This is a genomic window from Calothrix sp. PCC 6303 (assembly GCF_000317435.1).
GTDB lineage: Bacteria > Cyanobacteriota > Cyanobacteriia > Cyanobacteriales > Nostocaceae > PCC-6303.
This window is the reverse complement of the sequence record NC_019751.1, coordinates 1,652,923-1,673,132: the sequence shown is the minus strand read 5'-3', so window position 1 is coordinate 1,673,132 and position 20,210 is coordinate 1,652,923. Positions and strand designations below refer to the sequence as shown.

The 20,210-nt window shown below is 40.8% G+C and carries 14 protein-coding genes and 2 pseudogenes; 6 read left to right on the top strand and 10 right to left on the bottom strand.

Annotated elements, in window-relative coordinates; all coding sequences use genetic code 11:
- Nucleotides 1–125 precede the first annotated feature (125 nt).
- From CAL6303_RS06855 to hetF, 3 genes are all read left to right on the top strand, one after another.
- Nucleotides 126–1,976, top strand: coding sequence for a DUF5942 domain-containing protein (locus tag CAL6303_RS06855; RefSeq protein ID WP_015197120.1), 1,851 nt, complete (start codon nucleotides 126–128; stop codon nucleotides 1,974–1,976).
- A 43-nt stretch (nucleotides 1,977–2,019) separates the two neighbouring features.
- Complete coding sequence (locus CAL6303_RS06850) at nucleotides 2,020–2,244, top strand: DUF5818 domain-containing protein (RefSeq protein ID WP_015197119.1); 225 nt, start codon at nucleotides 2,020–2,022, stop codon at nucleotides 2,242–2,244.
- Between the two features lie 2,291 nt (nucleotides 2,245–4,535).
- Nucleotides 4,536–7,133, top strand: coding sequence for a cell division protein HetF (hetF, locus tag CAL6303_RS06845; protein WP_015197118.1), 2,598 nt, complete (start codon nucleotides 4,536–4,538; stop codon nucleotides 7,131–7,133).
- A gap of 77 nt (nucleotides 7,134–7,210) precedes the next feature.
- Here hetF and CAL6303_RS06840 read toward each other — a convergent pair whose 3' ends face one another.
- Nucleotides 7,211–7,840, bottom strand: a complete 630-nt coding sequence (locus CAL6303_RS06840; protein ID WP_015197117.1) for an IS110 family transposase — start codon at nucleotides 7,838–7,840, stop codon at nucleotides 7,211–7,213.
- A 286-nt stretch (nucleotides 7,841–8,126) separates the two neighbouring features.
- Nucleotides 8,127–8,933, bottom strand: coding sequence for a type 1 glutamine amidotransferase (locus tag CAL6303_RS06835; RefSeq protein WP_015197116.1), 807 nt, complete (start codon nucleotides 8,931–8,933; stop codon nucleotides 8,127–8,129).
- Between the two features lie 363 nt (nucleotides 8,934–9,296).
- Between CAL6303_RS06835 and CAL6303_RS06830 the strand changes: the two genes are divergently transcribed.
- On the top strand, nucleotides 9,297–9,698 hold the full coding sequence (locus tag CAL6303_RS06830; protein ID WP_015197115.1) for a hypothetical protein: 402 nt from the start codon (nucleotides 9,297–9,299) through the stop codon (nucleotides 9,696–9,698).
- A 131-nt stretch (nucleotides 9,699–9,829) separates the two neighbouring features.
- On the opposite strand, the gene CAL6303_RS06825 is transcribed toward CAL6303_RS06830, so the two are convergent.
- The gene (locus tag CAL6303_RS06825; protein WP_015197114.1) at nucleotides 9,830–11,167 is read right to left on the bottom strand and encodes a Mur ligase family protein; all 1,338 of its coding nucleotides are present in this window, start codon (nucleotides 11,165–11,167) and stop codon (nucleotides 9,830–9,832) included.
- A 239-nt stretch (nucleotides 11,168–11,406) separates the two neighbouring features.
- On the opposite strand from CAL6303_RS06825, the gene CAL6303_RS06820 reads away from it, so the two are divergent.
- Together CAL6303_RS06820 and CAL6303_RS06815 are read left to right on the top strand one after the other, a co-directional pair.
- Complete coding sequence (locus CAL6303_RS06820; protein ID WP_015197113.1) at nucleotides 11,407–12,012, top strand: thylakoid membrane photosystem I accumulation factor; 606 nt, start codon at nucleotides 11,407–11,409, stop codon at nucleotides 12,010–12,012.
- Nucleotides 12,013–12,159: 147 nt separating this feature from the next.
- The gene (locus CAL6303_RS06815) at nucleotides 12,160–12,768 is read left to right on the top strand and encodes a hypothetical protein (protein ID WP_015197112.1); all 609 of its coding nucleotides are present in this window, start codon (nucleotides 12,160–12,162) and stop codon (nucleotides 12,766–12,768) included.
- Nucleotides 12,769–12,770: 2 nt separating this feature from the next.
- Here the strand turns inward: CAL6303_RS06815 and CAL6303_RS06810 are convergent, their stop codons facing one another.
- From CAL6303_RS06810 to CAL6303_RS06785, 7 genes and pseudogenes are all read right to left on the bottom strand, one after another.
- A complete protein-coding gene (locus tag CAL6303_RS06810; protein ID WP_015197111.1) occupies nucleotides 12,771–13,499 on the bottom strand; it encodes a Uma2 family endonuclease in 729 nt (242 codons plus the stop codon).
- Between the two features lie 84 nt (nucleotides 13,500–13,583).
- Nucleotides 13,584–14,552, bottom strand: a complete 969-nt coding sequence (locus CAL6303_RS06805) for a glycosyltransferase family 2 protein (RefSeq protein ID WP_015197110.1) — start codon at nucleotides 14,550–14,552, stop codon at nucleotides 13,584–13,586.
- A gap of 213 nt (nucleotides 14,553–14,765) precedes the next feature.
- A complete protein-coding gene (locus CAL6303_RS06800) occupies nucleotides 14,766–16,121 on the bottom strand; it encodes an O-antigen ligase family protein (protein ID WP_015197109.1) in 1,356 nt (451 codons plus the stop codon).
- 36 nt (nucleotides 16,122–16,157) lie between these two features.
- Nucleotides 16,158–17,132, bottom strand: a pseudogene (locus CAL6303_RS31690) (polysaccharide biosynthesis tyrosine autokinase); the annotation flags it as partial.
- Nucleotides 17,133–18,029: 897 nt separating this feature from the next.
- Nucleotides 18,030–18,296: pseudogene (locus CAL6303_RS31685) on the bottom strand (Wzz/FepE/Etk N-terminal domain-containing protein); the annotation flags it as partial.
- Nucleotides 18,297–18,496: 200 nt separating this feature from the next.
- Complete coding sequence (locus tag CAL6303_RS06790) at nucleotides 18,497–19,666, bottom strand: glycosyltransferase family 4 protein (RefSeq protein ID WP_015197107.1); 1,170 nt, start codon at nucleotides 19,664–19,666, stop codon at nucleotides 18,497–18,499.
- Nucleotides 19,667–19,676: 10 nt separating this feature from the next.
- Nucleotides 19,677–20,144: a group 1 glycosyl transferase gene (locus tag CAL6303_RS06785; RefSeq protein ID WP_015197106.1), complete on the bottom strand. Its 468-nt coding sequence runs from the start codon at nucleotides 20,142–20,144 to the stop codon at nucleotides 19,677–19,679.
- Between the last annotated feature and the right edge of the window lie 66 nt (nucleotides 20,145–20,210).

Here is a 20,210-nt window from a genome sequence, read left to right as displayed (position 1 = left end):
AAATTTTAGTAATCAACTAGAAAATAAAAAACTCAAGATTCTTAACAGATTCCCCAGTTTTGTCAACTTGCGTAGGTATAAGCTATGTTTAGTAAACAACTGGCTTTCACTAATAATAAGTTGATATGAGAAGGCTAATACTAACTTGCTTATTTACACTGGGATTGGGCTTTGCCTTGACAATGTTTATCAATGTCCGGGGATTAGCAGCCAATGGGGAATTTGAGACAATTTTGCTGGACTTCAAAGAAAGCATTCCTCAAGAAATATTACAGAATGAGTTAAATGCGATCGCAACGAAGTACAACGTTACTCCCCAACTAGATAATAAATTTTCGGCTAAAGATCACGTCTATATTGTCAAAGGTGATAAAAACAGACTTCAGGAATTACGAAAATCAGTCTTTGCCAAAGATACCGAATATATCGAACCTAACTACATATACAAAATTCCCAAATTGGGGGAAATTGCCAGAGAAGCAGAATATAGTCCACCACAACTAGAGGAAGAAGCAGAACTTCAGCCCAAATTGAATGCTCCCAACGACCCTTTGTACAGTAAACAGTGGCATTTGCATAATATCAATGTTGAAGGCGCTTGGAAACAAAACAAAGGTAAAGGTGTGACAGTTGCTGTCATCGACACCGGAATTAGTCAAGTACGGGACTTAGTAGAAACCAAATTTGTCAAAGGTTACGACTTTGTAAACGACCGCGAGAAAGCCACCGACGATAATGGACATGGTACCCATGTTGCCGGAACCATCGCTCAATCCACCAACAACAGCTATGGAGTCGCGGGAATCGCCTACGAAGCTAGTCTCATGCCCTTGAAGGTGCTAAGTAACTACGGTGGTGGTACAGTAGCCGACATTGCCGAAGCTATCCGTTTCGCCGCAGACAACGGTGCAGATGTAATTAATATGAGCCTAGGCGGTGGTGGTGAAAGCAGTTTGATGAAAGAAGCGATCGCATACGCCCACAAAAAGGGTGTAGTTATTATCGCCGCCGCCGGGAACGAAAGTCAAAATGGTGCTTCTTACCCAGCACGCTATCCCCATGTAATTGGGGTTTCAGCCCTCGGTCCCGATGGACTCAAGCCCAACTATTCTAACTATGGTGCGGGAGTTGATATCTCTGCCCCTGGTGGTAGCGATGCTGGGAAAATCCTCCAAGAAACCATCGATATGGATAATAAGGGAGAAGAAACCTTCTTAGGACTACAAGGTACCAGTATGGCATCCCCCCACGTCGCTGGGGTTGCAGCCCTCATCAAAGCCACAGAAGTCAAAGATCCTGACAAGATTTTAGCAGTCCTCCAACAATCAGCCCGTCCCATCAACGATGACTCCCTCAACTACTACGGTGCTGGGCAACTTAACGCCGAAGCCGCAGTTAAACGGGCAATTGAAGGAGAAATCAGCTTCCAAGACTTTTTCCGCTGGTTACGTGATAACGGCTACCTCAACCCCGGTTTTTGGATTGATGGTGGTGCAGTGGCTTTAATACCTAAGATACTTATGGTTTTGGGTTCCTATGCCTTAGCTTGGTTTTTAAGGATTTACTTCCCTGCTACTTGGGGTTGGAGTTTAACCTCCGGCTTAATTATGGGCAGTTCAGGCTTATTCTTCCTCAAAGGTATCTACATCTTTGATATCCCCCAATTCCCCTTCCGCATCCTCGGTAGTTCTATCCCCGAACTTGGTAATGCTATTCAAGGAACCGATGCTTTTAACCCCATATTTGCCAGCGTCCTTATCCCCCTCGGTTTAATGGCACTATTATTAGGGCATCCTGTATGGAAATGGTTCGCCATCGGTACATCCTTAGGAATGGCAGCTTGTTTAGGTATTAGTTCCATCAGTGATCCCGCAGTTTGGGGTATAGGAAGTAATATTTTTTCTCGTTTATTCTTAGTTGGAAATGCAATGCTGTGCTTTGTGTTAGCACACTTTGTGGTTACAAACAAAGAATAGAGAATCCTTGATTTTTCCATATTCCATTTACCACCTAAAGTTCATGTCAACTAAAGTTACCGGAAAAATTGAACACCGAGATATTGGTATGGGTGCTTGGGCACTTGTTACCGATGATGGCACAACCTACGAAATCTTACGAGGTGCCGACAAAAGTCTACTCAAAGCTGGACAAAAAGTTGAAGTCACAGGGCAAGTCCGCGAAGATGTGATGACAACTGCCATGATTGGGTCTGTTTTAGAAGTTAAGTCTTTTCAAGTGATTTAAAGAGTAATCTTTGGCATCCCCACCTACTGCTTCGCAGAACCAAGGTACAACGAAGTAAGGTGGGGAAGATGTCAATTAATTGTGCGATCGCATGATGGTAAAAAATCTTAAAAAATGGTAATGTGTTATGTATAATAGACCTCAAAGCGAAAAATAAGCATTTCGAGTCTTTGTAAGTTAGCTGTTTTCTAGTTAATGCGATCGCGTAAAGCTAACAAAGAGTATTCAGGGTGACATTCAACAATAAGTATCCACAGCATCTAATTTTCGCAAAAATGCCACACATTAGCCTGCGGCAAACTTGATAGCGGTTTCCCTTTGAGTGCTAGCCTTTCTAGGCGTAGCATACCCTCAACGCAGGGAAACAGGAAAAGGTGATATCTTCCAGACAAATCTGCCAACAGTGGTATCGGAATTAATAAAATTTTATTCCTATTCCAAACTAATCGCTCAAACTATGTTATGATGTATTCTCTCTAATATCTAAGTATATATTTTAAAACTCAAGATATATAAGGGAACTACTCCTAGATTTTATTCATCTAGGGAAGTGAGCTATCAGAATCTGTGTACAGTGTAATTATTCCCGTCCCATTCACTAGCTTCCGGACAAAGCACTACTCACAGTTGAATCAAAACATTTACCAGTAAAAAAGTCCCCCAGCCGAAATTAATCAGCTAAGGGAAATGAGTTATCAGGGTGCATCTACCACTTAATTGTTCTACCCATATTCAGTAACTTCCGGATAAAATACTACTTAGGCGATTTTTAGAATCATAATTACCAGATAGTTTTCATCGAAACCAAGCATTTGTTTACTCTCACAACTGCTGAAGCTATTTTAATAAAACACTACCTAGACTAAATCTCAACATTTACCAGCAAAAAAAATCCCCCAGCCAAAATCAATCAGCTAAGGGAAATGAGTTATCAGGGTGCATCTACCACTTAATTGTTCTACCTACATTCGGTAACTTCCGGATAAAACACTACCTAGACTAAATTTCAACATTTACCAGCAAAAAAAATCCCCCAGCCAAAATCAATCAGCTAAGGGAAATGAGTTATCAGGGTGCATCTACCACTTAATTGTTCTACCTACATTCGGTAACTTCCGGATAAAACACTACCTAGACTAAATCTCAACATTTACCAGCAAAAAAAATCCCCCAGCCAAAATCAATCAGCTAAGGGAAATGAGTTATCAGGGTGCATCTACCACTTAATTGTTCTACCTACATTCGGTAACTTCCGGATAAAACACTACCTAGACTAAATCTCAACATTTACCAGCAAAAAAATCCCCCAGCCAAAATCAATCAGCTAAGGGAAATGAGTTATCAGGGTGCATCTACCACTTAATTGTTCTATCTACATTCGGTAACTTCCGGATAAAACACTACCTAGACTAAATCTCAACATTTACCAGCAAAAAAAATCCCCCAGCCAAAATCAATTAGCTAAGGGAAATGAGTTATCAGGGTGCATCTACCACTTAATTGTTCTACCTACATTCGGTAACTTCCGGATAAAATAACACTTAGATCTAAGTATGAATTTCGCTGACCACAAAAAAATCCCTCAGCTGATGGCAATCGGCTAAGGGAGTGGGTTATCAGGGTGCATCTACCACTTAATTGTTCTACTTACATTCGGTAACTTCCGGATAATTTGCAATTTTTTTTAAGCAAAGACTATACTTATAACTAAGTAAGCATTAGCAATATTAGTAATTAATAAATAAGAAAAAAACCCTAGTTAGCTTAAGCCAACTAGGGAAATGAGTTATCAGGGTGCATCTACCATTTAATTATTCCTAAGGAAGTAATAATTTTCCGGATAAATTAAACAAAAAAGAGCTTAGTGTAATGTGATACACTAAAAACGACTTCAAGAATGTAGTCACCCCTAACCAAATATTCGTAACCCTTAATCCTTTCCCTTTCTCCGTGAATTTTAAATTGCTAAAGTAGTAAAGTTATTTTGCGATGTATTTTGAGGATAGGTTTTCCGGAGTATGAATCTGAGTTAGGATGTTTTCTCAACAACAACCCAAACAAATTTAATAATTTCTGGGTTGATCACGCCAATGATCAGGGTTTATAAATTCGCCTATATCTTATCCCCATGCATCAATGCAGGGGTTTCCACAGTGCGAAGACTTTGATGAAAACAACTGAACCAGAAACATTCAGCTCTCAGATGCATCTAAAGTATCAGAAGTAGTGAAATGTTGATTTAACTACTAATCACATTTCCAAACAGGTTTAGAAGGCAAACAGGAGAAGTTGTGACCCAGGAATTTCACATTTCCGTAACCCCAGTAGGACAAAATGACTACTTGGTGCGGACGGAACAAGTCGCACCTGGGGTACCTTTGGCAGAAGAATTGGTGACTTGGCCTGTGGCTGAGTGGTTAGCGGCTGCTGGGCATTTGATGAATGACCCCTTGATGTCGGTATTTCAAGGGAATGATGCGAGTCTCGTAGATGATTCGCGCCTATCTGAGGTAAATGCCCGCAATTCATTCAACTTAGCAGCATTAGGTCAACAACTTTATAACGAACTTTTCCAAGGTACCCTCAGAGATAGTTGGATTACAGCACAAGGCATTGCTGAGAATCACCAGCAGGTATTACGTTTACGATTGGGTATGAAAGATACTCGATTGGCACGTTTGCCTTGGGAAGTGATGCACACAGGTGATTCTCCCATTGCAGCAGGACCTTATATTGTGTTTTCCCGTTATCAAAGCGGGATGAATGGGTCATCGCGTTTACCATCTACTAACATGCCTATTCCCCAAGAAGAAGGGGTAATTAAGGTTTTGATGGTGGTAGCCTCTCCTAGTGATCAAGTGCGTCTAGATTTACTTACACAAGAAGCAATTAAACTACAAGCAGAATTAAGCCGCCATTCACTGCAAAATTTTGAAGATCCCTATTTACAACAGCCAGAAATTCAGTTGACTGCATTGCAGCAACCTGGACGCGAGGAACTAACTCAAGCTTTAGAACAAGGACGTTATCACATCCTTCACTATTCTGGTCACAGTAACTTAGGTAAAAATGGTGGAGAAATTTACTTAGTTAATCGCCGTAACGGTTTGACTGAGACCCTGACAGGTGATGACTTGGCGGGTTTATTAGTCAATAACAATATTCAGATGGTTGTTTTAAATTCCTGTTTGGGGGCATATGGGGCAACCAATGATAGTGACGGGGAAACAGGTGAACGTAGTCTAACTGAAAGTTTGGTGAAGCGTGGTATTCGTAGTGTTTTAGCAATGTCAGAACGGATTCCTGATGATGTTGCTTTGACATTGACTCAACTTTTTTACCGTAATCTTTCCCAAGGCTACCCACTGGATTTATGTGTAAGTCGGATGCGTCAGGGTTTAATTACATCTTACGGGGCGCATCAAACCTATTGGGCATTACCAATTTTATATCTCCAATCAGATTTTGACGGGAATCTGAGTCCAAGTATCTATTTACCACCCATAGAATTATTGGATGAATTTGATGCATCTTTGCAAGGTGGTCAACCAGCATATTCTCCGCAATTGTCCCTACCCATGCAAGGAACAGAATCGACACCATTGTTAGGGGATACATCAGACCTTGACTGGCTGGGTGAAGGTACCTGGGGGGATTTGATGGATGATATTGTTGAGTATGATGATCCCCATTATGAAGATGCTAGCTATGCTGAGGATTCGGCAATAGTTTCAGATTTATTTCGTCAGCTTGATAATCAAAGACCAGCAGAATCACAAAATCAGGAGATTGCTGCCGAGGTCTTTACTGAGACGAATAGGGAAGAGGAAAGTATTCCTGGTATTGAAGTTTCGGAAGATTTAACTTCTGTGAATCGTCAAGTGGAAATTTGGCGCGAACAACGGGCAGTACGGGAAAATAGTTCCCAGAAGCAGGTATCACCGGGAAATCAAGTCACATCGCAGCGGGCAGAATTGGCAACAGTTGGGACTTATGAAGATAAAGAAGAGAGTTCTAGTGTTGCTAAGACTGTAGGGAAATCAATTGTTTCTAAAAGTTATAAACGTTACCTTTTACCAGTGATTGGTATTATTGGTGTCGGTGCGGTATCTTTAATTGGTTTGAACTGGTGGCAAAGTCAGCAATCACTTTTGCCTGATATTCAACAGTTTTCTGCCTCCCAACCGGGTATTACTACCACTCCTAATTTAAAGGAGGATAAAACTGAAATCATTACTGCCTATGCTGCTGAAAAACTTAGTCAGGGGGAAATTGAGGTAGGTTTGAAGGCAGTGGAAGAACTGCTGAATCGGAATGTTTTACCGTCGGTTGAAGCTGCTTTAAGTGTAGTTCCGAAAGAACAGGCTGATAATCCATTAGTCAATTTCTATAAAGGACGCTTGGCATGGCAATCGGTACAAATTGGTGATAAAAAATATAGTATTGATGATGCTCGGCGTTATTGGGAAACGGCGATTAAAGTAGAGCCTAATTCTTCGACTTATTTAAATGCAGTTGGATTTGCTTTCTATGCTGAAGGAAATTTAGATAAAGCGAATGATTCGTGGTTTAAAGCGTTAGATATAGCACTTAAAGAACAAAAGAGAGTAGCCCAACCAGTTGCCAATGCTGCCAAACCTATGCCGAGGGAGGCTGTAACTGCTTATGCGGGTTTAGCATTGGGGTTATATAAGTCAGCTTATGAAAAACAACCTCCTGGTAGTAAACGTCAGCAATATATTGAAGAGTCTGTGAAATTACGGAAGATAGTTGTCTCTGATGATCCTGAAAGTTTCCAGATTAATAAGTTGGCTCAAAATTGGTTGTGGACGGAAAAAGCTTTGGCAGATTGGCAAGAACTGCTTAAGGTGTCTAATCAGCGACGGTAGGAGGATATTTTGAATGTAGGAAATTACACAACTAGGTGTGAATAAAAAATTAAGAGAGACGTGACATGTCTCGTCTTCTAAGAAACTTCTTGTACGGTAGGCTGTTCAACGACATCGAAACCAAATTTTTTGGCTGTTTTTTTCAAATTGTTTATAGTCCGTTCTTTGTACTTTTGCTCATAGAAATTAGCACCAGGGTCAATGTAAGCCTCTCCATATTTCCATAAATGATAGAAAATGCGTGCAAGCTTGTGAGCAGTGGCAGTAATGGCTTTTGGCGCGCCAAGTTGGGCTTTTTTGCGCCTATAAAAAGCGCCAATAGCAGATTTGGAGGAAGCAACAGATTGAGCAGCAACTCGTAAAGCAGTAGCAGCACGATTAACGACTGTACGGGTCTTAGAACTAAGAACCTTACCACCACTAATGCGACTACCAGGACATAAACCAAGCCAGGAGGTAAAGTTTTTAACAGTAGGGAAGCGTGATGGGTCAAGTCCAACTTCAGACTCATGCAAATCTGGTGTAAAACAGCCAAAACGACGCACATGTTCACAATCTCGGCTTGCTGGTACGCTTACCCAATGTTCCGATGCTCCAATATCAATCCCTGCTGCATTTGGGTTGATTAGTTCAAATTCTTTTGTACTTTTAAACTGAGATTTTTTGCTACTTAATGGCTGCTTGTTTTGCTTTTGTCGTTTTGCCATCTTGGTTCACCATAGATTTCTCGTGTCAAAATGCACCCGTGACCCAGACTACGAATAATATATGATTCTTCTAAACGGGATAGTAAGCGCTTGTTTTGCTCCTTCACCAATGTCTTGTTCGTAAACTGTCCAGAACCAGGCTCTACAACGGGTTAAATATCCACCATTGACGCTTCGGTTTTAACTGTCCGAGTGCTTTTTCAGCATACCGCGATTTTTAGTTTCTTCCATTGATGTTGGGGGGTAGTCCCCCCATGAACCGCTCTACAAGGTTTCAGGTTTTGATTTACCTGGAATTTATCGTTTCCACCTTCAACCGTTTAAACATGGCTTCCCTTGCTTGGATGGCTAGTTTATCTTCTATGGGTGATAGGTGGATGGGTTGCTGATATTTTTGCCGTAATGCTGTTTGAATTAACCAATCGGCGACAAAGGGGTTTTTTGGTAATAATGGTCCATGGGAGTAAGTAGCGATCGCGTTCTGATAGAATGCTCCTTCTGTACCGTCTTCTCCATTATTTCCCAAGCCATACACTACTTTTCCTAGGGCTTCGACTTTCCCTAGTTTGGTGCGTCCCCCATGGTTTTCAAACCCAACTAAGTAGGGTGTTGTCCCTGTCATTTCCTTGAGTTCTCGCGCTAATTTCGTGGCTGTAACTTCTATTACTAAGTTGCCGATGCAGCGCTTAGTGTTTTCACCGGGATGTATGGAGACTAAATCTAAAATACCTAAACCATCAATGCGTTGCCCTGCACCAGGTTCGTAGTAATGTCCCAGTAGTTGGGGTGAACCACAGGTAAAAACGCCTGGTGTGCCGTGATCTAGTTTCTCACGCATGGCATCTGCTTTGGCTCCTTGCAAATCTCGCATGACGATTTCTTGCTGCCGATCTTGGGCACCACCACCAACGATAATATCTACAGATTTGATATCTTCGGCGGTTGCTGCTTGATCTAGGGGTATAATTTTAACATCAAATTCTCGCCATTGGCTACGGCGTTGGATGGTGGTGACATTTCCTCGATCACCGTAGGTACTCATTAATTTCGGATATAGCCAACCAATTATTAATTCATATTGTTGATTGTTCATACTTATCTTTGCTATCTACTAGTTGAAGTTTAATTCTGTATCGTATCTAACTATTTAATCAGTTTTTTTTGGTTAAATCTAATTAGATATTGATCAATTGAGAAATAATGTAAATGTTAGTTTAATCACTTGTATTTTGCTTTTATCATGGTCGGTTAGGATCCTTGTACAAATATAAAAAGTGCAAATCCTATACCCAAAATCTACTGAATTTTTCTCTATGTACACTCTAAATACATATATTTAGGGTGTATTTCATGGTTGAGAAATAAGTGATTGTTGGGCTGGATAAATTACAGGAAATTAAAGATTACACGGTTTTGCTCACATAATTAAGATGTTTGCTAGCTATTAGGAGTCAACATGGATTGTAAAACTGCAACTTTGGTTTATAAAGGTGGCAATTATCTAGAAAATATTCGCCAGATTTTCCCAGAAGCTTGGAAGTTTTTGGAGGAGGTTTCTTTTGCTTATGTGGAAGGAAAGGCTGATAATTTTGATTCGGCTATTCGAGAAATTGTCGGGGAAAAGTCTTTTAAATATCGCATGGTTCACCGGGATGATAAGGATCAGTTAACTAAGGATTTGGGTGATTTGTTGGGTGATATTACTTCACGGTTGATGTTGGAGAAGCATTTTTCACAGGTTGTGGGAAAACCTTTGTTTTTTAGTACTATTTGCTGTAATAGTCATTTGACTGCTGATCATGAGTTGAGTTTGGATGAGGTTTTGCCGTTGCAGTGTGCTGCTGTGCAGTTGCAGTAGTTGCTTTGGGGGAGATGTGATGTCTCCTCTGCTTCGTTGGAGTTGAAAATATTAAATAAAATATTTTTAACGCAGAGTAGCGCAAAGTAAAGCGCAGAGTTTCGCAGAGAAAGAGGAAGAGAGGGAGGGAATTAACGGATTTTTTTGCCTGTTAGGGTTTCCCGGATGTCTAGCATAGCTGTGTATGTTGGTAGGATGTGTAGGGTTTCGTTGACTGGTGTCTTTTCTAGGGCAATGGCGATCGCTTGTTTGAGTTCTGGCTCTACAATTAGGGTGGCTTTGCTGATGAGGCTGGTTTCGCTGTATTGTAGGCGTAGGGCTAAGTCATATACTCGATCCCCGCTGACGATTAAGGTTCCACCTCGCTGTACTAGGGGTTCTGTGTCAATGTCCCATATCCAAGAAACGTCTTCGCCGTCTTGAACTCGATCGTTGAGAACTAGTAAGGTGGTTGTATCCTGACTTTCTGTGACGACTCGGATGGTTTCGTTGGTGCCGACGGGGTTTTTGGAGAGGAGGATTCTAACTTTTTTGCCGTCTATTTGTAATTCTTCTGCACGCCCAAATGCTGCTTGGAAGTTTTTAATGGTTTCTTTAATTGTTGTTTCGGGAATTCCTAGTTCTTGGGCGACTGTTGCTGCTGCTAGGGTATTGTATTTGTTATATAACCCTACTAGTACTTGTGACCATTTACTGCTATCTAGGGCGGGCTGACTACGATGAAATCCACATTTGGGACAGTCGAATTCTCCTAAGTGGGATAAATATACACCTTCGTAGTCGAGGGAGTGTCCGCAATGAGGACAATAGATTGAGTCTACTGCGTGGGGAATTTCTGGTAGGTATTTTTCTGGTTCGTTTAATCCGAAAAATACAACTTTTTGTGATAACTGCTGACCGAGATAAGATAATGTAGGATCGTCGGCGTTGGGTATGACTGTGGTGTTGGGTGAGTTGGCTGAGATTGCTTTAGTCCAACGTTTGCTAATGCTATCTACTTCTCCATATCTATCGAGTTGATCCCGAAATAGGTTTAAACAAAGGATTGCTTGGGGTTGGATGGGTGCAAGAACTTTGGGGACGATGTTCTCATCTACTTCTAAAATGGCATAGTCTACGTCTAAACCACCCACTGCATTGGCACTTTCTGTTAAAGCTGTAACTAAACCATTTTCAAGGTTTGCACCTGTAGAGTTGTGGGCAATGCGATAACCTTGATTTTGAAGGATTTCGCACAGAAGCAGGGAAGTTGTAGTTTTACCGTTTGTCCCGGCAATTAAGATTACTCCTTTTTTTACCTGCTGTGTTAGTAGACGTAGTGATTGGGGTTCTAGCTTGCGAGCGATCGCACCAGGTAGTACACTAGCTGCACCAAGATTAAGCGATCGCACTCCAAATGTAATACCCTTTGCAACTGATACTGCTAAACCAAGTCGCAATCTATCTAGTAAATTTATCTTATTTCCCACATCCGTACCTAAATCTTAACCTGTTGACTGTTTATCTTAACTGCTGATTCTTAGGTGTCAACGTTCACTTTCTCTGGAAGTGCTGCGCTGATTTTATCAAGTATCTTTAGATAGCAGGATAATTTATTTTTGAGAGTTGTTCAATTCCTATTCCTGGTATCTTAAAAAATAGTACTGATATAGCTTACATATCCAGTCCAGTCTGCCAAATTCAGCAAAAATTAGGAATTAAGATCAAGGTGAGAAAGTTATTTTTAATCGATAGGGAAAGGTTGTATTTTTTACGCAATTCATTTTTAGGCTGGCGCAGGTTGATCTCTAAATTCCTTTTGCTCACTGCTGTTGCAGTTTTAGTTTTGGGACAGCCCGCATTTGCAGGTATTAATGATGACCTTTATGATGGCAACATTTTTGTAATTTACGCAGGAAATGGTTCATTAGTTCCTCCGCGTCAAACTTTAGCAGCTACACTTGCCGAAAAGAAGCCGGCAATTTTGTTGTTTTATGTCGATGACAGTAGCGATTGTAAACAATATGCCATCGTTGGTTCCCAAATTCAAGCTTTTTATGGACGAGTAACTGAAATTATTCCTGTAGATGTGGATACCATCCCTGTTAAAAGTAAATATGAACCTGATGAACCAGGTTATTACTATTCCGGAGGTGTCCCCCAAGTCGTAGTATTTGATCAACAGGGTAAGGTTGTTCTCAATAAAAAAGGTCAAGTACCCTATGAGGAAATTGATGATCGATTGAGGGAAGTGTTTGATTTATTACCAAGAACAGAATCTGTTGACTTGAAGCGACGCTCATTTAATGAGTTCAGTAGTGAGTTAGCTAAATAACATTGGTAAAGGAGTACTGAGTTTTTTTGATTATTTAGTGTTACTAGATACTGCATTTATTGAAGGTAAGAAATAATGTTAGAAATTAGTTGAGAGTCAAATTCTCAACTTTTTATTCCTAACTTTTTACTCGTAGGGTTTTTCCTCATGTCCAAGGTTCACACTACAGAGGAATTAATTCAGGTATTAGCATTAGAAAGGCAAGCCTGTCTCAACGGCGATCGCTTAAAATTAGAAATAAGTGCTTCTGGTAATCCTGTTCTAGATCAATTCTTTAGCAGTGAGGGGTTACAGAAGTTTAGCGCTTATCAGGATTTTAAAGCATCGATTCATGAATATCAGCGGCAAAATCAGGTTTCTGGGGTGATTTGGAAAGAAATTACCGCGAAAAATCAAAAAATCCGCTATCCGGAAGTAGATAATCAATTAATTGCTTTGGAAACGGATATGGATATCTTGGAAGCTGCGAAAAATTCGATTGTGGAATTTTGGCAACAAACCACCAGCGGAATGGATTTGTATTTGAGCATCCTACATGGAAAACAGTATCAGCAAGTAACTGTTGCCGATAGCGATCGCATTATTCAACGGAGCCAGTGGGCTACACTATTATGCTACGAAAACCCCCGGTTTTTGGAAATAATTATTCAGCTAGGATGGGGACAACCAGCAGAAGCATCCTACAAAAGCGGTTTTCCCATCTCAGGTAGCGAATATATCCACGCTGTCAATCCTGGTAATTTACCCATTGGGTAGAATCATACTTCAGGTTGGATACCAGCAGCCCTTAATTGTTGTGCTAGTCTTTCAGTACGTTGTCTTTCAGCTTCAGCACGTTGACGTTCTTGTGTTGCTGCTTCTGAACCCCAAAGTAATAATTCTCCCTTTTCATCCCACCACCGCAACCAAAAACCATGACGATTTTCCCGTATTCCTTCCCACACACCTAAAAATAGGTTCATCTGGGAAATCCAATAACGGTTATTTGTATCGTGGGTTTGTAGTTTATAGTAACCTAAATCATCTAGTTTATAAACTTCAAATGTTCCATTACTGGGTTCAAAAATTGCATAGTTGGGAACCTTGAGAATCTGTTCGTAGAAAAACCATTTTCCTGGTGGATAAGTTGGTTTGCTGGAATATTCTGTACCTTCGGTATCAGAGATAAATTCCATGACAATAGTAGGAATATCCCCTTGTAGTTGTGGGGTATAGCTGCGAATCACATCATCTCGTGGAACCCGAATTGATGGTACATACCCCCAATCAGGTGCTTTGATGACAATTTTTTGATTTAAAGTGGCACAAATGCCGTAATTTGTTGTGGTTAAGGCATTAGCTGGTAATTTCCCGGCAAGTTCCAGACTTTCAGTTAAGGCAGCTGCAAGGGGAGGTTGATTAATATTATCCACAGGTTCATCATCTAAAACAAAATCCTCTGGTAACTTTTCCCAGCTGATTTGATATGTGGTTGAATTGGCTAACATGGGAAAGCCTACCTGAATAATGGTGAGTCTGAATCTATATTTTACACAATCAGCGATCGCCTGTTGAGAATTCTTCCATGTCAATTAGATTTCGGTTTCTAAGTTTAGATTCAAAAATTTACGCTTCAGGTACCGAGTAAGGGATCGTATGCCATCATAACCGTGCGAACCGAATAAATTCAACATTGCGATCGCTAAATTCAACCGGAGGCATTTTTCGTGAAAAAATATCCAGGGATTGTGTAAAAAGGCTTGTTGACGATACTTTGCGGCTAGTTGAGTATTTCCTTCGTCTATAGATAACCATGCCCAACTCAAAAATATATTGCCATAGATACGGTTCCGCAAGTATAACGATTCGAGGGTAACTGATGTGAATACTTTCTCAATTACTTTATGTAACCCTTGCAGCATTTTATCGCGGCTTTTAGTGGTGTTATTGCCATGTTGACGATACTGGGTTAGAACTTCTTTAATTACTGCAACAGGATATTTTTTGGATATCCGTACCCACAATTCCAAATCTTCTGCATGGGTAAGGGTGGATTCAAACATTCCCACATCATCAAAGCAATCACGACGAATCATGACTGTACTGGTGCAAGGAATTAATTCATTTTCCAATAGTTGTAGCCAAATCTTTCCTTCAGCGTTAGATGATGAGACTCTACCTGTAGCTTTGGCAGATTCATCAACAAAAGCTGTCCATGTATAAACTAAACCGACATGCAAATGGTTGTCTAAATATTTTACCTGTTTTTCTAATTTTGTTGGTTCCCACAAGTCATCAGCATCCAGAAACGCAATATATTCCCCTTGACTGAGGGATATACCATGATTTCTGGCGATAGAAACTCCTTGATGTGACTGTACAATTAGTGTCACTCTTGTATCTGTGATTTCACTTGCCCATTTTTCAATTCCGTCTGTGCTGCCATCATTAATTATCAGTACTTCCCAATCTTTGAAAGTTTGTTCAAAAACGGTTTCTAGGGATTTCGGTAGATATTTAATTGCATTGTGAGCGGGAATAATAACTGAAACTTTTGGCATAATTGTATCGTTATATTTTTACTCATCACAATTTTAGCTGTTTTTTTCATCTTGAATTTTTTGTTGGCGAGAATTTATTGGAAAAGCCGTAACTTATTGCTAGTAGTCTGTCAATATAAAAATGACGGTTGTAGAGACGTAGCAATGCTACGTCTCTACGGGGTTGTGGATGTATAGATAACTGTCATGTTTCCTCTGTGGGTTTTCTTAGAACTAATTAAATTTTTCACTTTCCCATCCGGCAACTGCAAATACTGCCCACCAATAAAACCAAAAATCGCCGATATCCATCACATTATTGGAAAGCATATTTACAAGATTAGCTAGCAAAAACGATAGTAAAACTAGATTCAATAAATGTTGTGAACTACCAGGTAAAGAACATTGTAATCGCTTGACTAAATAAACAAATTGGGCAGCAATAAATGCTAAAAATAATCCTAAACCCACAACCCCTTGCTCAACTAAAAATCGAATGTAATCATTATGGGGAGTGAACCCACCATGTTCTGTTTGCAAGGGACTTAAGAATTGTCCTGTTCCCATGCCGTAACCTAAAATTGGGTATTGCGTCCATGATTGCAACAGGTAATACCAGTGGGCAACTCTCCAGTTAAAACTGTTGCCATCTCCAGAGGCAAGAATTATTGTGCGTGACACATCTAAATCGGGATTTAGAAGTGGTGTTTGCAGTAATTCAGCAAATCTAGCTTGTCCAGCTTCGGTGCTGGCAAATAGGGCGATAATACCGAGAAATAGAATGATTGCGGTGATTATTTTGAAGAAGTTTAGTTTAGTGGCATTTAAAATCAGAATTAATGCCCCAATGTTAAATATTGCCCCTACCGAACGGGTACTTACATAGATAATTGTGAGCAATCCCAGTAAAGATAACCATGGTAACCTGTTGTGTGAGAAGCTTTGCCGCCACCAAATTAATCCCATCATCAAGGCTAGGTATGTGGCTAAGGCATTGGGATGACCTAGGGTAGCATAAACCCGCTCGCCGGATGGTAGCTGCATCAATCCGGTAATTATTGGTACTACCAAGGAGAGAAAAAGCAGTGAAATTACTTTGTGAGGATGCAAACGATCTTTAAGCTGCATAACTAATAGATACACCATTAGGAACGTGAAGCGGCGAATCCACTCCCGTATCCCCTCTGATAGGTACGCTGCATCAAATCCGAGTCCCCCTAAAGGCATGAGTAACAGCCATAGTGATTGTAATGCTACCCAGGCGGCAAATAACCACCAAAAACTATCGACTTGGACTTTGCGTCTAGCAACTAGCCGGATGGTAATATAACTTAGGGTGAGAACATCGAATGCGATCGCATAAATTGACGCGAGTTGCAGTTCGGTAAAATTGGATAGGGAACTGCGTAAAATCAGAAGTGCGATCGCGCTATATTCAAAGTTGGTGAAAAATAGCCCAATTGCCACCACTGAAATCGCCAGTAAACCAAAGTATATCGGTTCGGCACCTATAAGGAAGCCAAATCCAGCACCAATCGCAACTATTCCTAAGCCGATTAAAATAGCTAATAGCGGTGATTTTTGAGACATAAACCTTGTCTAGGTTGAAAATTTTTGTTTTCTGACTTATCTTCTCAAAACAGTCCGCTTATCTACCCGTTTCGATTGACTAGCTTGGTTAGAATAGGGATAATATTTCTGGTTTTGGGATGTAATTTCATTCATCACCACACCCAAAACGGGAATCTGAATTCGTGATAATTCGGTGATTGTCCTTTGCAGCATCTCCTTGACTGTCACCTTAGGACGGGTGACTAATAATAAACCTTCGGTGATTCTTCCCAAAGTAATTGCATCAGCGCATATAGTAAGTGGTGGTGTGTCAATAATTACTAAATCAAAATGTTCTGATGCTTCAGTAATAATATGTCTCATGGCTGCCGACTCTAACATCTGGGAAGCACTTCCATAAAAGTCCCCACAAGTCAATACCCAAAGATTTTCAATTTCAGTTGGTTGAATTGCCTGTGTGAGGGTTTTTGTTCCGTCAAAAACTTCAGCAATTCCTGGTTGAGGATTGAGATTAAATAGTTTATGTTGTACAGGTTTGCGTAAATCGGCATCGATAATTAGAGTTCGCCGAGATAGCATAGCGGAGATAGCACCAAGGTGGGAGGTGACAATAGATTTACCTTCCCCGGAAATGGTACTACTGACAACAAATAGGTGGAGATTTTCAGCGGTGCTAAATTCTAAATTTTTGAATAGCATCCGATATGGTTCTACTAAACTAATTTCGTTGAAGAAGAAATTAGCTGGTTGTAGAATAGTGGCTTTGGCTGGTAAACGTGGTAAAACTCCCAATAGAGGTAGCTGTAAAAGTTCTTCTGTTTCATCTTGATCGTGTAGCTTGTTATCCAACATTTCTAGGAGGATAATTAAGGCGATCGCACTCACGATACCAATAGCGATCGCTAATGCTAAAACTACGGCGATTTTAGGTGAAGCGGGTATAGTTGCTGGCTTTGCTGGATCGATAATCAGAATATTGCTAACTTTTTGAGCTTCGGCAATACGCGCTTCTTCTAGCTTATCCTGGAGAAACTTTAAAGATGTGGCTGTTTCTTCCCGTTTCCGAGTTAGGGCAGTTAGGGGTCTTTGTTGTGCCGGAAGTTGATTTAATCTGCTTCTGAGTTCACTAACACTTGCATTCACTAGCGTCAGCTTATTTTCAATTGCTGCCCGTTCAATATTACTTGTAATTAAGCTAGAAACCAACTGCTGGCTGATTTGGTCATCAGCTATGTTATTATCTGGAATAGACTGATTATCGGGGGAAACCCGATTGAGTCCTTGGGAATAAAGATTCCGCAAAGCGTCCCGTTCTTCACTCAATTGAATGACAATGGGATTGGATTCTGTGAACTTTAAACGGGCTTCAATCAGCTTTGTTTCCGATTCGGCAAGTTTAGCCCGTAATTTTTTTAGTTCATCGTCTTGCCCCCCACGTACAGTTGTGTAGGCATTATTCAGGGTGCTAGTATCGGTAATTCGGCGGATAGATTCACCACGCGATCGCGCCTCTTGTAATTGGGTACCTAATGTGCGTTGTTGATCTTCCAACGCAGCCAAACTCTGCACCAAACTCTTGGTTTGTTCATCAAAGGAAATAATTCCTGTACGCTCACGATAGGCGCTTTCTTCCATCTCCGCAACCATCAAAGCTTGACGGGCTTTAGGCAACTCTTTGGTTTCCAGAAATTCCCGAATTTTAGTCGCTTCAGAACTAATTGCCTGAACATGATCACGAATCATCGCCATCGCTACAGAATTCACCAAATTTGCCGCCAATTGTGAATCCTCAGATTGATAGCTCAGATCAATAATATTTGTTGCTGGTACCACCTTCACCCGCAAACCACGGCGTAACTGCTTTGTAGTGATGGAATTGAGTGTCTCAGGGGATGTCTTGGCAGAGGCAATTTCTAACGCTTTTTGCAAAACACGCTCTGATTTGACAACTTCAGCTTGATTAGCGAGGGGACTATTTCCTGGTGAATTGGAAACTTGAGTTAAATTCCGTCCCAACTCCGAAACACTAGTACCTCGTTTCTCATCAACCATCAACCGGATGGCAGATTCGTACATTTTTGGGGCTGTTGATATATATGCATAAGCTCCACCAAGCACCGCTGCAAACATCAGCAAAGCTGGGAAGCTACGTCTTTTTAAAATTGTGAATACCGACGAAATGCTTTTTTCCATTTCCCTGTGTCCATGAATCAGTTACCAGTTACCAGTTGCCAGTTATCAGCTAGGGGGAAGCGAAGGGTACCTAAAATCAGGTGAAGTCCCTCTGACTTGTAAGTGAGTGGTGAGTAGCGAGTAGGGGAAAACCGCTTACAGACTACGACGGTGAAAATTTTGTTTCATCGTCACTACCTAGCAAAACCGAAGCAGCATCATCACACAACTACACCTTTTTTTTCAGTCTGTGGGGAAGCTAACAAACCCTCATACAGTTCTAATGTTTTCAAAGTAATAGAGTCCCAACTGTAAGTAAATTGGATATGTTTTTCGGCTTTATTCGCCATTTCTGCCAAAATTCGAGGATTCTCAATTGCCCATTCCAAATTTTGCCTACAGGATTCTAAATTACCTGCGGTAAACAACACCCCCCTATCATCACCAACTAATTGATGGTGGGGAGGAATATCACTAGCTAATACGGGTATTCCTTCCCGCATTGCCTCTAACATGGCTAAAGGAAGTCCTTCTAAATCTGAAGGTAAAGCAAATAAACCAGCACCCCGCATGATTTCTGCTAGTCTTTCGTCTTGTAATTCTCCAGCGAAAACGATATTCGGGTTTTTGGCGATTTTTTCCAACAGACGTGAGGTGAATGATTTGGTATCACTGACACCTCCTGCTAATACCAATTTCCAACCAGTAGATTCCAGTTGAGAAAATGCATCTACCAGTAAATCTGGACGTTTTTCGGGAACCATCCGTCCCAGGAAGAGTACATATTTTCCTGATTGCAAGCCTAATAATTTACCGTAGCCAAAATTGGGGTCAGAATTACTATAACTAGCTGGGGCATTGGGAATATAAACGGTTTCACGTCCATAGGTTTGGGCAAAGTAGTCTTGTAGTGCATCTGAAACCACAATGATTTTGTCGGCAAAACGCACGGCTGTTCTTTCTCCTAAATGAATCAATTCACTGGAAAGACTGCCCCATTTTGCCCTTTGCCAGTCTAACCCCTGGCAGGTGACAACCACCTTAGCGGAGGCAGCCAAATTTGGTATACAGGTGAATAGTGAAGGACCAAGGGCATGAAAGTGGATAATGTCATATTTCCCTCGTTCATTCTGAATGATACTCAATACCGTCGCCAAAGCAGAAGTGATGAACGCATCTACACCCCGCATAGCTAAACCCGGCAAAGGAATAACTTTTACACCCTGGTAATTATAACTATCACCCAAGTGATTCTTTGTGTAGGAAGCACGGGCAAATAAGTCAACACTATGTCCTTGAGAAACCATTCGTGGGTAAACTTCGGCGCAGTAATGCTCAATGCCTCCTTGTTTAGGAGGTAAACCTTTTGCACCAATAACAGCTATTTTCATAAAAATCTTTTCAAAAATTATGCACCCGTGCGGGAGACAGTGAGTATGAGTATGCAGCCAGAAAATATCGCCAAAGTATGTAATTTTTAGAGCCTTTAACTGTTATCTGCCGTTGAAGAAAATTATGTATAAATAATGTCTTTTCCCTCTGCCATTTTGTAGTTAACAATGTTGATTTTAATCGGTTAAATAGACCCTGCCGTGGAAATAGACGACTTCCTTTTAGTTGGCGAAAATGCACCAAGGCTGATGCTAAATTACACTTGAAGCAAGCAGATGTACATTTAACTGTTGCGGGAATTAAATTCCTGGCACGATCATCTTTTAGTTTGAATAATGCTAAAAGCTTGATCAGCTTATCTGCATACTCTGCTTTCTGCCAATACCTTACGAAGGTGCCAAACAGAATCTTAATTCCTCCAATAGTGGTATTCCAAGCATTTAATTGGGAATAAATTGTCAGAACAGGTTTACGCATCACGCCAACCTTAGATAACTCTTATCAAAAAAGAGAAGTGAAGGGTTTCACCTTCACAAACAACAT

What these genes read in the sequence shown, in the direction of transcription:
- CAL6303_RS06855 (WP_015197120.1), top strand. Translation starts at nt 126, where the DNA reads ATGAGAAGGCTAATACTAACTTGCTTATTTACACTGGGATTGGGCTTT.
- CAL6303_RS06850 (WP_015197119.1), top strand. Translation starts at nt 2,020, where the DNA reads ATGTCAACTAAAGTTACCGGAAAAATTGAACACCGAGATATTGGTATG.
- CAL6303_RS06840 (WP_015197117.1), bottom strand. Translation starts at nt 7,840, where the DNA reads ATGGCAAAACGACAAAAGCAAAACAAGCAGCCATTAAGTAGCAAAAAA.
- CAL6303_RS06835 (WP_015197116.1), bottom strand. Translation starts at nt 8,933, where the DNA reads ATGAACAATCAACAATATGAATTAATAATTGGTTGGCTATATCCGAAA.
- CAL6303_RS06830 (WP_015197115.1), top strand. Translation starts at nt 9,297, where the DNA reads ATGGATTGTAAAACTGCAACTTTGGTTTATAAAGGTGGCAATTATCTA.
- CAL6303_RS06815 (WP_015197112.1), top strand. Translation starts at nt 12,160, where the DNA reads ATGTCCAAGGTTCACACTACAGAGGAATTAATTCAGGTATTAGCATTA.
- CAL6303_RS06810 (WP_015197111.1), bottom strand. Translation starts at nt 13,499, where the DNA reads ATGTTAGCCAATTCAACCACATATCAAATCAGCTGGGAAAAGTTACCA.
- CAL6303_RS06805 (WP_015197110.1), bottom strand. Translation starts at nt 14,552, where the DNA reads ATGCCAAAAGTTTCAGTTATTATTCCCGCTCACAATGCAATTAAATAT.
- CAL6303_RS06800 (WP_015197109.1), bottom strand. Translation starts at nt 16,121, where the DNA reads ATGTCTCAAAAATCACCGCTATTAGCTATTTTAATCGGCTTAGGAATA.
- CAL6303_RS06790 (WP_015197107.1), bottom strand. Translation starts at nt 19,666, where the DNA reads ATGAAAATAGCTGTTATTGGTGCAAAAGGTTTACCTCCTAAACAAGGA.
- CAL6303_RS06785 (WP_015197106.1), bottom strand. Translation starts at nt 20,144, where the DNA reads ATGCGTAAACCTGTTCTGACAATTTATTCCCAATTAAATGCTTGGAAT.